Consider the following 13845-nt stretch of genomic DNA (forward strand, 5'->3'; position numbering starts at 1 on the left):
CCCGCGACGACTCCAACACGCCGACGAATCTGATACCTTTAGACGCATTGCCATCATCGAAAGGAGAGTGGGCGCATGTTGAAACAGTGGATCGCGGCCGTCGCCGGCCTGGGCTTCTCCGCGCTGGTCATGGCTGCACCGCCGGTGGCCGGCGAGGATTACAAGGTACTCGACACCCCGGTGGAAACCTCGGTGCCCGACGGCCAGATCGAGGTGACCGAGGTCTTCTGGTACGGCTGCCCGCACTGCTACGCCTTCGAGAAGCCGCTCAACGCCTGGGTTGCCGAACTGCCCGACGATGTCACCTTCGTGCGCGTTCCGGCCACCATGGGCGATACCTGGACGGCCCATGCGCGTGCCTTCTATGCCGCCAAGTCACTGGGCATCCTCGACAAGGTTCACGACGACTTCTTCGACGCCATCCACAAGGACGGTCGGCACCTGACCGACCCGGAAAAGGTGGCCGAGTTCTTCAGCCACTACGGCGTCACCAAGGACGAGGCACTCAAGGCGCTCGACTCCTTCGGCGTGAAGAGCGAACTCAACCAGGCCCACGCGCGGATGCGCGGCTACCAGATCATGGGCGTGCCGGCGCTGATCGTCGACGGCCACTACGTGATCACGCCGAAGTCCGCCGGCAGCCTGGAAAACATGCCCAAGGTCGCCGACGCGCTGATCGACAAGGTACGTGAGCAACGCAGCCAGTAAGCCACCGGCAAACGAGGTGGGCGTTCCCGGCGCCCACCAGATCGGGAGTCTGGAAATGACCGCCAAGCCATGACACAGGTGCATGCCTTCCACCCCGGCTCCACCGCGACGCTGCGCCTGCTGACCTTCAACCTGCAGGTGGGCATCTCGACGTCGGCCTATCACCATTACCTGACGCGCAGCTGGCAGCACCTGCTGCCGCACCCCGACCGTCAGCAGCGCCTGGCGCTGATCAGCGACGTGCTCAAGGGCTATGACATCGTCGGCCTGCAGGAGGCCGACGGCGGCAGTTTCCGCTCGGGCAACGTCAATCAGGTGGACTATCTGGCGCAGCACGCCGGTTTCGCCCATCACTACCAGCAGCTCAACCGCAACCTGGGCCGCTTCGCCCAGCACAGCAACGGCCTGCTGTCGCGCCTCGCGCCCACCCACATCGAGGAACACCGCCTGCCGGGCACCCTGCCCGGGCGCGGTGCGCTGCACGCCCGCTACGGCGACGGTCCGGACGCCCTGCATATCTTCATCGCCCACCTGGCGCTCAGCCATCGCGGCCGGGTGCGCCAGCTCGACTACCTGAGCGAGCTGGTCGCGCCGCTCAAGCATGTGGTGGTGATGGGCGACCTCAACTGCACCCCGGAGCAGCTCCACAGCCACTCGCGCTTCTGCAGTGCGCTGCCGCTGCGCCCGGTGCGCACGTTATTGAGTTATCCTTCCTGGCAGCCACGCCGGGCACTGGACCATATCCTGCTGTCGTCGTCGCTGGAGGCGGACAACCTGCAGGTCCTCGACCAGCTGTTCTCCGATCACCTCCCCCTGGCCGTCGACATCCACCTGCCGCCGCGTTGTCAGCAGGCGGTGGGCATCCCGTCAGACCAATGACCCATTGCCGCCGCCCCTGCCCCCGGTCACTCTGAGCGGCGTTCCGGCGTTCCGGCGCTCCGGCGTGGCCGTCACGCCGCCGCTAAAGTTGGCGGCCGGCGTGTCGATACGACAGCAACCGACAAACAACGCCACGCAAGCGAGGGTTTCATGAATCGAGGTCCATCCCTGCCAGCCCCCCTGGCCTGGATCGACGCCATCACCGAACGGCTGGGCAAGGCGCTCGCCTGGCTGGTCATGGCCATGATGCTGATCCAGTTCCTGATAGTCGTGCTGCGCTATCTCTTCAATTTCAACAGCATTCCCATGCAGGAGTCGGTGATGTACATGCACGCCACCCTCTTCCTGCTGGCCGCCGGCTACACGCTCAAGCATGACGGGCATGTGCGGGTGGATATCTTCTATCGCAACTTCTCGCCGCGAAGGCAGGCCTGGGTCGACCTGCTCGGCACCCTGCTGCTGCTGCTGCCGTTCATGGTCTTCGTGATCGCCACCAGCCTGGGCTACGTGGGCAAGTCCTGGGCGATTCTCGAGGGCTCGCCGGACACCGGCGGCATCCACGGGGTCTTTTTGCTCAAGACGCTGATCCCGCTGTTCGCCGGCCTGATGATCCTGCAGGGCATCGGCGAGGTCATCCGCAAGAGCCTGATCATCGGCGGCCGGCTGCCGCCGCAGGAAGGCCACGACCATGCCGAGGAGCGCCTCTGATGCTGGAGTTCATGCCGCTGGTGCTCTTCGCGCTGATCTGTATCGTGCTGATGGCCGGCTTCCCGGTCGCCCTGACGCTGGCCGGGACCTCGCTGGCCTTCGCCGGGCTGGGCATGGGCCTGCAGGCGCTGGGCATCGATGCCAACTTCGATGCCAGCTTCCTGGCGGCCTTCCCCAACCGCCTCTTCGGCACCATGACCAACCAGACGCTGCTCGCCGTGCCGCTGTTCGTGCTGATGGGCGTGCTGCTGGAGAAGTCCAAGGTCGCCGAGACCCTGCTCGACGCCATGGCGCTGCTGTTCGGCTCGCTGCGTGGCGGCCTGGGCATTTCGGTGACCATCGTCGGCATGCTGCTGGCCGCCTCCACCGGCATCGTCGGTGCCACCGTGGTAACCATGGGCCTGCTGTCACTGCCGACCATGCTCAAGCGCGGCTACAGCCAGTCGCTGGCCACCGGGACGATCTGCGCCACCGGCACCCTGGGTCAGATCATCCCGCCGTCGATCGCCCTGGTGCTGCTCGGCGACGTGCTCTCCTCCGCCTACCAGCAGGCCCAGCTGTCGATGGGCATCTGGAGCCCCAAGACCGTCTCGGTCGGCGACCTGTTCATCGGCGCGCTGATCCCCGGGATGATCCTGGTCGTGCTGTACATCGCCTACGTGGCGTTCATCGCCTGGCTCAAGCCCGAGTCCGCCCCGCCGGCCGATCGCCGCGAGCTGATGGCGGAACTGGGCCACAACGGCAGCCTGTGGACCCTGCTGCTCAAGGGGCTGGTGCCGCCGATGGCGCTGATCGTCGCCGTGCTCGGCTCGATCCTCGGCGGCTTCGCCACGCCCACCGAGGCCTCGGCGGTGGGCGCCTTCGGTGCGCTGGTACTGGCGCTGGCCTACCGCAAGCTGGACCGCGCCACGCTCACCGATGTGGTGCGCTCGACCACCCATGTCACCACCATGGTGTTCTTGATCCTGGTGGGCGCGGCACTGTTCTCGCTGGTCTTCCGCGCCTACGGCGGCGAGGCGCTGGTCAAGGATATCTTCAACAACATGCCCGGCGGCGTGGTGGGCGCGACGCTCATCGTCATGCTGGTGATCTTCTTCCTGGGGTTCATCCTCGACTTCATCGAGATCACCTTCGTGGTAGTGCCGATCGTCGGCCCGGTGCTGCTGGCCATGGGCCTCGACCCAGTGTGGCTGGGCATCATGATCGCCATCAACCTGCAGACCTCCTTCCTGACGCCGCCCTTCGGCTTCGCGCTGTTCTACCTGCGTGGCGTGGCCCCGGAGTCGGTGCCCACCACGGCGATCTATCGCGGCGTGATCCCGTTCATCGTGCTGCAGATCGCCATGCTCGTCGCACTGACCTTCATTCCCGAGCTGGCCACCTGGCTGCCGGCGCAGTTCAAGTAGGTGCCGGACCGAGTGCCCCGCGCCGGCCGGCGCGGGGCCCTCGTCACCCGGTCAGCCCAGCATCATGGCGCTGACCACCCGTACGCCATCGATCATCGGCGCCGGATAGATCCCCAGCACGATCACCAGTACCGCCACGACCAGCACCATCAGCCCGCCGGCCTGGACCGCCCAGTCCTCGGGGGCGTCGCGACGCTGCATGCCGGCCTCGGCCAGGTACAGGGTGACCATCACCCGCAGGTAGTAGAACAGGCCGATGGCGCTGCCCGCGATCACCGCGCCGACCAGCCACCAGCGCCCGGCCTCGACACCCAGCGCGACGATGTAGAACTTGCCGATGAAACCGGCGGTGAAGGGGATGCCCGCCATCGACAGCATGGTGATCGTCAGCACCGCCGTCAGGTAGGGACGCCGCCAGAACAGCCCGCGATAGTGGTGCAGCGCCGCCGCGTCCGAGCCGCCGTAGGGGCTCGAGATCAGCGTCACCACACCGAAGGCGCCCAAGGTGGTGAGCATGTAGGTGACCAGATAGACCCCGGTGGCCTCGACCGACAGGCCGTCGCCGATTACCAGCGCGGTCAGCAGGTAGCCGAAGTGGGCGATCGACGAATAGCCCAGCAGCCGCTTGAGGTTGGACTGGGTCACCGCCAGCAGGTTGCCCACCAGCATGGTAAGCACGGCGAGCACCGCCAGCACAGTGTGCAGGGCGCTGGCCTGGAAGGCCGGAGACGCCATCACCAACCGCAGCAGCACGGTGAACACCGCCACCTTGCTGGCCGTGGCCAGGAAGGTGGCGGCCGGCCCCGGCCCGCCCTCGTAGACGTCCGGCGTCCACATGTGGAAGGGTACCACCGAGAGCTTGAAGCCCAGGCCGATGATCATCATCGCGGCCCCCGCCAGCCCCCAGACACCGATGTCGTCGCCGAGCCCGGAAACCAGGCCGGCAAAGTCCAGGTGGCCGGTCTCGGCGAACAGCAGCGCCATGCCGAACAGCAGGAAGGCGGTCGCCGCCGCCGACAGCACCAGGTACTTGACCCCCGCCTCCAGCGAGCGACGCTCCCGATAGGTGTAGGCGAGCATCCCGTAGAGCGGCATCGACACCAGCTCCAGACCGAAGAACAGCGTCGCCAGGTGGGTGCTCGCCGACAGTACCAGCCCGCCCGCCGTGGCGCACAGCAGCAGCAGGTAGAATTCCTCGCGCGGGCCGCCGTAATGGGCCAGGTAGGCGTGTGCCAGGGTCGTGCAGGCCAGTGCCGCGACCAGAATCAGCGCCGCCGAGAACAGGGCCAGCCCGTCGATGGCCAGCAACGGCGTGGTCAGCGGCGCCATGAACCACACGCCGATCAGCGCCAGCAGGGCCAGGTTGAGCCCTACCGCGGTGAAGGTGGCGATGGCGGTGTGATGGCGCCGCCAGGCGATCGCCAGCATCACCCCGATGGCCGTGGCGCAGACCAGGATCAGCGGCATCAGCGCCATCAATTGCGTCGCGGTCAACGTCATGGGGCCCCCGTCAGCAGAAGAGTGGTCGACTGTGAAACGACACCGAACAGGCGCTGCACCTCACCCATGGCCGCGCCCGTGGTATCCAGCAGGGGCTGGGGATAGAGCCCGAACAGCAGCACCAGGCCCACCAGCGACAGCATCATCAGGTATTCGCGCCGATCCAGGTCGGCAAACACGCCTTCACCCTGGGCCGGGCCGAAGTACACGCGCTGCATCAGCAGCAGCGAATAGACGGCCGCCAGCACGAAGCCGAAACTGGCCACCACCACGAAACCGGGTGCCACCGGGAAGCTACCGAACAGGATCAGGAACTCACCGAGGAAGTTGGCGGTGCCCGGCATGCCCAGCGAGGCGGCGACGAAGCACAGCGAGAAGCCCGGCAGGCTGCCCAGGCGCCCCCAGAGCCCGCCCATCTGGCGCATGTCGCGCGTGTTCAGGCGCTCGTAGAGCTGGCCGCTGAGGATGAACAGCCCGGCCGCCGAGAAGGCGTGGGCCACCATCATCAGCACCACGCCCTGCAGCGCCAGCTCGGTGCCGGCGTAGATGCCGATCAGCACGAAGCCCATGTGGGCGATGCTGGTATAGGCGATCAGCCGCTTCATGTCCTGCTGGCCACAGGCCAGGATCGCGCCGTAGAAGATGCCGATCACCCCCAGGGTCATCGCCACCGGCGCGAACGCCTGGGAGGCATCGGGGAACAGCGGCAGGGCGAAGCGCAGCATGCCATAGGCCGCGGTCTTGAGCAGGATCCCCGCTAGATCGACGCTACCCGCGGTGGGCGCCTGGGCGTGGGCGTCGGGCAGCCAGCCGTGGACCGGCACCACCGGCAGCTTGACGGCGAAGGCGACGAAGAAGCCCAGCATCAGCCACATCGCCGTGCTCTCCGACAGCGAGGTCTGCATCAGGGTGGCGTAGTCGAAGGAATACTCGCCGGTATTGGCGTGGTGGACGAACACCAGCCCCAGGATCGACACCAGCATCAGCAGCCCGCTGGCCTGGGTGTAGATGAAGAACTTGGTCGCCGCGCGGATGCGGGTCCGCCCTTCCGAACCGCTGTGCCCCCACAGCGCGATCAGGAAGTACATCGGCACCAGCATCATTTCCCAGAAGAAGAAGAACAGGAACAGGTCGATCGACAGGAACACCCCGACCACGCCGCCGAGGATCCACAGCAGGTTGAGGTGGAAGAAGCCGACCCGCTTGACGATCTCGTTCCACGAACACAGCACGGCGAGCATGCCCAGGAAACCGGTCAACGCGATCAGCACCAGCGACAGGCCGTCGAGCGCCAGGTGCACGTCGATGCCGAAGCGTGGAATCCACGGCACGCGCCACTCCATCGACCAGCGCACCGCCTCGCTGGCCGTGCCGGCGTTGGCCAGGTGGTATTCCCCCTGGAACCACAGCCCCAGCGTGATCAGCAATTCGATCAGCATCGTCCCCAGGGCGATCCAGCGGGGGGGCATAGGGCCGAAGCGTTCGGCCTGCCAGCACAGCAGGCCCCCGATGAAGGGGATCAGGATCAGCCAGAGCAGCGTCATAAGCGGTGGATTCCCTGTCGTTGAAACATCAGCGGCGTTGTCCCGCGCGCGCGGACCGATGGCATCGTCATCCCCCCAGTACCAGTACCAGCAAAATCAGGGTCGCCCCGGCCGCCATGGTGGTGGCATAGAGCCGCAGCTTGCCGGACTGGGTCAGGCTCAGGCCGCGATGCAGCGCCCAGGAGAGCCAGGCCGGCAACAGCAGGGCACGGTCGATGACGTCGCTGCGCAGCAGCCGCACCAGCCACCGATAGGGCCGCACGAACAGCCGGTCGTAGGCGATGTCGAAGCCCCAGGCCTGATTCCAGAACCACCAAAGGCGCGCCTCCCAGCCGCCGGCCACGCGCTCGGCCAGCCAGCGCTGGCGCCGCAGGAACAGCCAGGCGGCGACGACCAGCCCGCCCAGCGACACCAGCGCCGCGACGACGCCCAGCACGGTATGGCCGGCGCCGTGGGCATCGGCCCCGGGGCCGGCCGGCAGCACGCCCTCGAGCGGCGGGTGGATCCATGCCCCGATGAAGGTGGAGAGCACCGCCAGCACCACCAGCGGCAAGCCGTGGACCGGCCCGCGCCCCGGCTCGGCATGGCGGGCATTGTCGCTGCCCGGCTCGCCGTGGAAGGTGCCGATGATCAGGCGCAGCGTGTACAGCGAGGTGAGGAAGGCGCCGACCAGCCCGGCCAGCATCAGTCCGCCATGGCCGGAGGCCAGCTCCTGCCAGAGGATCTCGTCCTTGCTGAAGAAACCGGCCGAGACCAGCGGCAGCGCCGAGAGCGCCGCCCCGCCGATCACGAAGCCGGCGTAGGTAAGCGGCAGCTTGCGCCACAGCCCGCCCAGCCGGCGCATGTCCTGCTCGTGGTGGGTACAGACGATCACCGAGCCGGCGGAGAGGAACAGCAGCGCCTTGAAGAAGGCGTGGGTCATCAGGTGGAAGATCGCCGCATCGTAGGCACCGACACCCAGCGCCAGGAACATGTAGCCGATCTGGCTCATCGTCGAATAGGCCAGCACGCGCTTGATGTCGGTCTGCGCCAGCGCGGCGAAGCCGGCGAGCAGCAGGGTCAGCGCGCCGATCACGCCGACCAGGTAGAGCACCGCGGGGGCCAGCTCGAAGACGCCGTGCAGCCGGGCGATCAGGTAGACCCCGGCGGTGACCATGGTCGCCGCATGGATCAGCGCCGAGACCGGAGTCGGGCCGGCCATGGCGTCGGCCAGCCAGGTATGCAGCGGCAGCTGCGCCGACTTGCCCAGCGCCCCGCCGAGGATCAGCAGCGACGCGACCTGGGCCTGCCAGGCGCCCTCGGCCCACACGTCGGGAGCCCGGGCGAGGATCTCGGTGATGTCCAGCGTGCCCAGTTCGCGGAACATCAAAAACAGGCCGATCGCCAGGAAGACATCACCCAGCCGGGTGATGATGAAGGCCTTGAAGGCCGCCCAGCCGTTGGCCGCGGTCTCGAAGTAGTAGCCGATCAGCAGATAGCTGCACAGCCCCACGCCTTCCCAGCCCAGGTAGAGCAGCAGCACGTTGTCGCCGAGCACCAGCAGCAGCATGCTGAACACGAACAGGTTCATGTAGGCGAAGAAGCGAAGCCTCCCGGCCTCGTCCTGCATGTACCAGGCGGCGAACAGATGGATCAAAAAGCCGACGCCGGTGATGATGCCCATGAGCGTCAGCGACAGCCCGTCCAGGTGCAGCCCGATGGTCGGCCGGAAGTCGCCGACCGTCACCCAGGTCCACAGGGTCATGTCGATGCTCGTCTCGCCGGACGCCAGGAAGCGCCAGCCGACCCAGGCGGCGACCAGCGCCGCCAGGCCCACGCTGGTCACCCCGACCACCGAGCTGGCGCGCGGCGACAGCCGGCCTCGCGACAGCGACAGGATCAGGGTGCCGGCCAGCGGCAGCAGGAAGGTCCAGGGCAGTAACGTCATTGGCGGCTCCTCATCCGTTCATGCGGCTGGCCGCATCCACGTCCAGCGTCTTGAAGCGATGGTGCAGCTGGATCAGCAGCGCCAGGCCGATGCTGGCCTCGGCCGCGGCCAGGGTGATCACCAGCAGGAACATCGCCTGGCCCTCGGGCTTGCCCCAGCCGGTGCCGGCGACGATGAAGGCCAGCGCCGCGGCGTTGAGCATGATCTCCAGGCTCATCAGCACGAACACCATGTTGCGCCGGCAGACCAGCCCGGCCAGACCCAGGGTGAAGAGCATCGCGGCCAGCACCAGGCCGTGCTCCATGGGGATACCGCTCATGAGGCCTCCTTGCGGGCTCCGGATTCACGACTGACGGCGGGCTTGTCCGGCTCCGGCAGCCGCCCCACGTGCGACGCGGTGACCAGCGCCGCCAGCAGCAGCATGGCCGCCAGCTCGACCACCAGCAGCCAGGGGCCGAACAGCAGGCTGCCCACGGCCCGGGCGGTCAGCGTCTCGCCCCCGATGACCCGCCCGGCATCACCGCCCCACAGCGTGGCGATCAGGGTCAGCATCAGAATACCCGCCAGCACCGAGGGCCCCAGCCAGACCCGGGGGCGCATCCAGGCGCGCTCCTGGGCGACCACCGTCTCGCCGAGGTTGAGCATCATCACCACGAACACGAACAGCACCATGATCGCCCCGGCGTAGACGATCACTTCCAGGGCCCCGGCGAACGGCGCCCCCAGGGCGAAGAACACCATCGCCACGCTGATCAGCGAGATGATCAGGTAGAGCAGCGCATGCACCGGGTTGGTGTTGGTGATCACGCCCAAGGTCGCCAGCACCGCGACCAGAGCACTCAGATAAAAGGCGATTTCCATGTCATTCCCTTCGCGTGCGGTTCAGGGGAGCAGCGTCTTGACGTCGATCGGCTCGGCCTCGTTGCGCGCCTTGCCCTTGTCCTTGCCGGCGATCGCCAGCCCCGCGACCTTGTAGAAGTGATAGTCATGGTCCTTGCCGGGGCCGTTGATCAGCAGGTCGTCCTTCTCGTAGACCAGTTCCTGGCGCCGGAACTCGCTCATCTCGAAGTCCGGAGTGAGCTGGATCGCCGACGTCGGGCAGGCCTCCTCGCACATGCCGCAGAAGATGCAGCGCGAGAAGTTGATGCGGAAGAACTCGGGATACCAGCGGCCGTCCTCGCGCTCGCCCTTCTGCAGCGAGATGCAGGCTACCGGGCAGGCCACCGCGCACAGGTTGCAGGCCACGCAGCGTTCCTCGCCGTCCGGGTCGCGGGTCAGCACGATGCGCCCCCGGTAGCGCGGCGGCAGCGGCACCGGCTCGTCGGGGTAGTTGAGCGTCTCCCGCTTGCGGAAGCTGTGCATGAAGACCATGCCCAGCGTGCGCAGCTGGGAAACGGTGCCTTTGATCACGTTCATCAGCATGGGCATCGCTCCTCGGTCACAGCGGGTCGGCGATCAGGATCACCGCCCCGGTCACCAGCAGATTGATCAGGGTCAGCGGCAGGCAGACCTTCCAGCCGAAGCTCATCACCCGGTCGTAGCGCGGTCGTGGCAACGAGGCGCGCAGCAGCACGAACAGCACCAGGAAGGCCGCCGTCTTGAGGGAGAACCAGACGATCGGCGGCAGCCAGGGGCCGTGCCAGCCGCCGAAGAACAGCGTGACGATCAGCGCCGAGACCAGCACCATGCCCACGTACTCGCCGATGAAGAACATGCCGAACTTCATGCTCGAGTACTCGACGTGGTAGCCGTCGGCCAGCTCCTGCTCGGCCTCGGGCTGGTCGAAGGGATGGCGGTGGGTCACCGCGATGCCGGCGATCAGGAAGGTGCAGAAGCCGAAGAACTGCGGCACCACGAACCACAGCCCCTCCTGGGCGTTGACGATCTCGCGCATGTTGAACGAGCCGGCCATGGCCACCACGCCCATCAGCGCCAGGCCCATGAACACCTCGTAGGAGAGCGTCTGCGCCGAGGCGCGCATGGCGCCGAGCAGGGCGTACTTGTTGCCGCTCGCCCAGCCGCCGAACAGCACCGCGTAGACGTTGATGCCGGCCAGGGCGAGGAAGAACAGCAGCCCGATGTTGAAGTCGGCCACGCCCCAGCCCGGAGTGATGGGGATGATCATGAACGACAGCAGCAGCGAGGCCATGGCGATGCCCGGGGCCAGCACATACAGCGTGCGGTCGGCGAAGGGCGGGATCCAGTCCTCCTTGAAGAAGATCTTGATCATGTCGGCGATCAGCTGCAGCGAGCCGAAGGGCCCCACCCGGTTGGGGCCGTAGCGGTCCTGCCACAGCCCCAGCAGGCGGCGCTCGACCACCGTCATCACCGCCCCCAGCAGTACCGCGCCCAGCAGGATCACCAGCGCCTGGAGCATGGCGATCAGGCTGGCGGCGACGGGCTCCGACAACCAGTTCATGCGCGCCCCTCCTCGTTGGCTTGCGTTGCGGCCACGGCCAGAGTCACCGCTTCACCGCCGGCCGGCCACGGCTCGATCCCCGCGGGCACCCCGATGGTGCCCGCCGGCCAGCTCGCCTCGCAGCGCGCCGGCAGCACGAGTGCACCGTGCTCGCCCGCGACGCGCAGCGGCTGGCCGTCGCGCACGCCCAGCCGGGCGGCGTCATCGGCCGCCAGCCTCACGACCGGGGCGCCCGCCCGGGTCTGGATCGGTGCGGCGCGGGCCGAGGTCTCGTCGCCGCCGAACAGCCGCGGCAGCACCACCACCTTCCACTCATCCTCTGCGGGGCGATGGACCGCGGGGATGGCGTCGGCATAGCGATAGCCGCCGGGCCGGGGCGCCAGCAGGCGCACCCCCGGGTCGCCGGCGCGCAGATGGCCGCCGACCTCGTCGGTGAACTTGTTCCAGGCCTGGGGCGAGTTCCAGCCCGGCGCCCAGGCGAAGGCGACCTCCTCGCGGGGCCGGTCGAAGCCGTTGTAGCCCTCCATCGAGAAGGTGAAGGCCGAATCCGGGTCCTGCGGGGCACGCGGCTCGCTGACGTTGATGTGGGCGCGCATGGCGGTGCGACCGCTGTAGCGCTGCGGCTCGCGGGCCAGCTTGAGCCCGCGGACCCGGTAGTCGGCCCCCGGCGCGGCATCGATGATGGCGGCCAGGTCGGGATAGTGGCGGGCGCAGTCGCGGGTCACCGCATCCAGGGCGATGTCGCCGACGTCGTGGCGCAGCACGTCGGCCCGCAGCACGTGCAGCCAGCGCCAGCTCTCGCGGATGCGCGTCTCCGGGCGCATGTAGGCCGGGTCGAAGACCTGGAAGAAGCGCTGGGCGCGCCCCTCGAGGCTGACCAGGGTGCCGTCGGCTTCGGTGAAGGCCGCCGCCGGCAGGCCCAGGTGGGCCCGCTCCCAGGTGGCGGTGCGCTGGTGATCGAGCACCACCACGGTCTCCGCGGCATCCAGCGCCGTCTCGATGCGCGCACTCGGCAACCGCTGATGGAGATCGTTCTCCAGGATCACCACGGCGTCGGCGCGCCGGCTCTCGAGTTCGTCGAGCGCCCATTCCAGCGGCGCGCCGCCCATCAGCGCCAGCCCGGTGCTGTTGGCCTCGCGCCGCACCAGCATCAGGCTGCCCCGGCACGCCCGGCGGGCCAGCGCCCGGGCCACATTGCCGGCGGCTTCGACGATGGCTTCCGAGCCCAGCGAGCCGCCGCTGATCACCAGCGGCCGCTCGGCGGCCAGCAGGCTGGCGGCGATCTCGCGGGCCGCCTCGCGGGTGGCGGCGTCGAGATGGTCGACCGCCGGCGCCGCGGCGTCGATCTCGTGGGCCACGGCGAAGCCCAGCCGGGCGATGTCATCAGGCGCCAGCGTCCAGCCGCCCGCGGTGATGTCGTCCAGCTCGGTGGCGGCGGGATAGGCGATGAACACCGGATGGTAGCGGTCCTGGCCCAGGGTGCGCACCGCGGCGTCGTTCCAGGCGGGGATGCCGCGCTCGGCGGCCAGCGCCTCGCGCCGCGCCTGGGCGGCCTGGCGCACGGACAGGGCGACCCGGGCGGCGCTGGCGATCAGGTCCTCGCCGAGAATCAGCACCGCATCGTGATGCTCGACGTCACGCAGCGTCGGCGTGGGCAGGCCGCATTCACGGTTGAGCGTCTGCATGCGCGCCAGCAGGCGCTGCTCGGCGGCGGCGATGCCGGTCGAGAAGTTGCCCTCGCCGACCAGAGCACGCAGCTGGTGGTTGCTCTCCAGGCTGGCGCGCGGCGAGCCGATGCCGATCACCCGGCGGGCGCTGCGCAGGCGGTCGGCCCCCCGGTCCAGGGCGGCATCCACTTCCAGGGTGACGCGCTCGTCGCCCCGGTCGCTGCGCCATTCCGGCAGGCGCGGCCGGTCGTCGCGGTTGACGTAGCCGTAGCCGAAGCGCCCGCGGTCGCAGAGAAAATAGCGATTGACCTCGCCGTGGTAGCGGTTCTCGATGCGCCGGATGTCGCCGTAGCGCTCGCCGGGGCTGATGTTGCAGCCCACCGCGCACTGATGGCAGAGGCTCGGCGCAAACTGCAGGTCCCACTTGCGGGTGTAGCGCTCGGAGTGGGTCTGGTCGGTGAACACCCCGGTCGGGCAGACCTCGGTCAGGTTGCCGGCGAAGGGGCTTTCCAGCACGCCCTCCTGATGGCGGCCGAAGTAGATGTTGTCGTTGGCGCCGAAGGCGCCCAGGTCGGTGCCCCCGGCGTAGTCCCGGTAGAAGCGCACGCAACGGTAGCAGGTGATGCAGCGGTTCATCTCGTGGGCGATGAACGGCCCCAGGTACTGGTTGCGGTGGGTGCGCTTGCGGAAGCGGTAGCGCCGCCGGTCGTGACCGGTCATCACCGTCATGTCCTGCAGGTGGCAGTGGCCGCCCTCCTCGCAGACCGGGCAGTCGTGGGGGTGGTTGATCATCAGCCACTCGACGACGCTGGCGCGGAACTCACGGGCCTCGTCATCATCGATCGAGATCCAGGAACCGTCGGACGCCGGCGTCATGCACGACATCACCAGCTTGCCCCGGGTGTCGTCTTCATCCTTGAACTGCTTGACCGCGCACTGGCGGCAGGCGCCGACGCTGCCCATCGCCGGGTGCCAGCAGAAGTAGGGCACGTCGAGGCCCAGCGACAGGCAGGCGTCCAGCAGGTTGTCCGCCCCGTCCACGTCGTAGCGCTGCCCGTCCACGTGAATCGTCGCCATGCCCTTACCT

Annotated in this window: 12 protein-coding genes; 4 read left to right on the top strand and 8 right to left on the bottom strand. The window is 68.2% G+C overall.

Features of this window, described 5'->3' with window-relative positions:
* Positions 1-75 precede the first annotated feature (75 nt).
* The 4 genes from ACTCB7_RS09595 (at position 76) to ACTCB7_RS09610 (ending at position 3701) form a co-directional block, all read left to right on the top strand.
* Positions 76-708 (top strand): thiol:disulfide interchange protein DsbA/DsbL, encoded by a 633-nt coding sequence (locus tag ACTCB7_RS09595; protein WP_463006490.1) that lies wholly within the window; start codon positions 76-78, stop codon positions 706-708.
* A gap of 69 nt (positions 709-777) precedes the next feature.
* Positions 778-1587: an endonuclease/exonuclease/phosphatase family protein gene (locus ACTCB7_RS09600; protein WP_463006491.1), complete on the top strand. Its 810-nt coding sequence runs from the start codon at positions 778-780 to the stop codon at positions 1585-1587.
* Positions 1588-1737: 150 nt separating this feature from the next.
* Positions 1738-2295, top strand: coding sequence for a TRAP transporter small permease subunit (locus ACTCB7_RS09605; protein WP_463006492.1), 558 nt, complete (start codon positions 1738-1740; stop codon positions 2293-2295).
* Complete coding sequence (locus ACTCB7_RS09610) at positions 2295-3701, top strand: TRAP transporter large permease (protein WP_463006493.1); 1407 nt, start codon at positions 2295-2297, stop codon at positions 3699-3701. Before ACTCB7_RS09605 ends, ACTCB7_RS09610 begins: the two co-directional genes overlap by 1 nt.
* 51 nt (positions 3702-3752) lie before the next feature.
* On the opposite strand, the gene nuoN is transcribed toward ACTCB7_RS09610, so the two are convergent.
* From nuoN to nuoG, 8 genes are all read right to left on the bottom strand, one after another.
* Positions 3753-5201 (bottom strand): NADH-quinone oxidoreductase subunit NuoN, encoded by a 1449-nt coding sequence (gene nuoN, locus ACTCB7_RS09615; protein WP_463006494.1) that lies wholly within the window; start codon positions 5199-5201, stop codon positions 3753-3755.
* Complete coding sequence (gene nuoM / locus ACTCB7_RS09620) at positions 5198-6745, bottom strand: NADH-quinone oxidoreductase subunit M (protein WP_463006495.1); 1548 nt, start codon at positions 6743-6745, stop codon at positions 5198-5200. Before nuoM ends, nuoN begins: the two co-directional genes overlap by 4 nt.
* A gap of 67 nt (positions 6746-6812) precedes the next feature.
* Positions 6813-8672: an NADH-quinone oxidoreductase subunit L gene (gene nuoL / locus ACTCB7_RS09625; RefSeq protein WP_463006496.1), complete on the bottom strand. Its 1860-nt coding sequence runs from the start codon at positions 8670-8672 to the stop codon at positions 6813-6815.
* A gap of 10 nt (positions 8673-8682) precedes the next feature.
* The gene (nuoK, locus tag ACTCB7_RS09630; RefSeq protein ID WP_163649662.1) at positions 8683-8991 is read right to left on the bottom strand and encodes an NADH-quinone oxidoreductase subunit NuoK; all 309 of its coding nucleotides are present in this window, start codon (positions 8989-8991) and stop codon (positions 8683-8685) included.
* Positions 8988-9533, bottom strand: coding sequence for an NADH-quinone oxidoreductase subunit J (gene nuoJ, locus ACTCB7_RS09635; protein ID WP_463006497.1), 546 nt, complete (start codon positions 9531-9533; stop codon positions 8988-8990). The genes nuoK and nuoJ overlap by 4 nt, the downstream gene beginning before the upstream one ends.
* 21 nt (positions 9534-9554) lie before the next feature.
* On the bottom strand, positions 9555-10094 hold the full coding sequence (nuoI, locus tag ACTCB7_RS09640) for an NADH-quinone oxidoreductase subunit NuoI (RefSeq protein WP_463006498.1): 540 nt from the start codon (positions 10092-10094) through the stop codon (positions 9555-9557).
* Positions 10095-10110: 16 nt separating this feature from the next.
* Positions 10111-11091 carry an NADH-quinone oxidoreductase subunit NuoH gene (gene nuoH / locus ACTCB7_RS09645; protein ID WP_163649659.1) on the bottom strand — a complete coding sequence of 327 codons (981 nt, stop codon included), beginning with the start codon at positions 11089-11091 and terminating at the stop codon, positions 10111-10113.
* On the bottom strand, positions 11088-13835 hold the full coding sequence (nuoG, locus tag ACTCB7_RS09650) for an NADH-quinone oxidoreductase subunit NuoG (protein ID WP_463006499.1): 2748 nt from the start codon (positions 13833-13835) through the stop codon (positions 11088-11090). The genes nuoH and nuoG overlap by 4 nt, the downstream gene beginning before the upstream one ends.
* Positions 13836-13845 lie beyond the last annotated feature (10 nt).

Source organism: Modicisalibacter sp. (assembly GCF_055145905.1).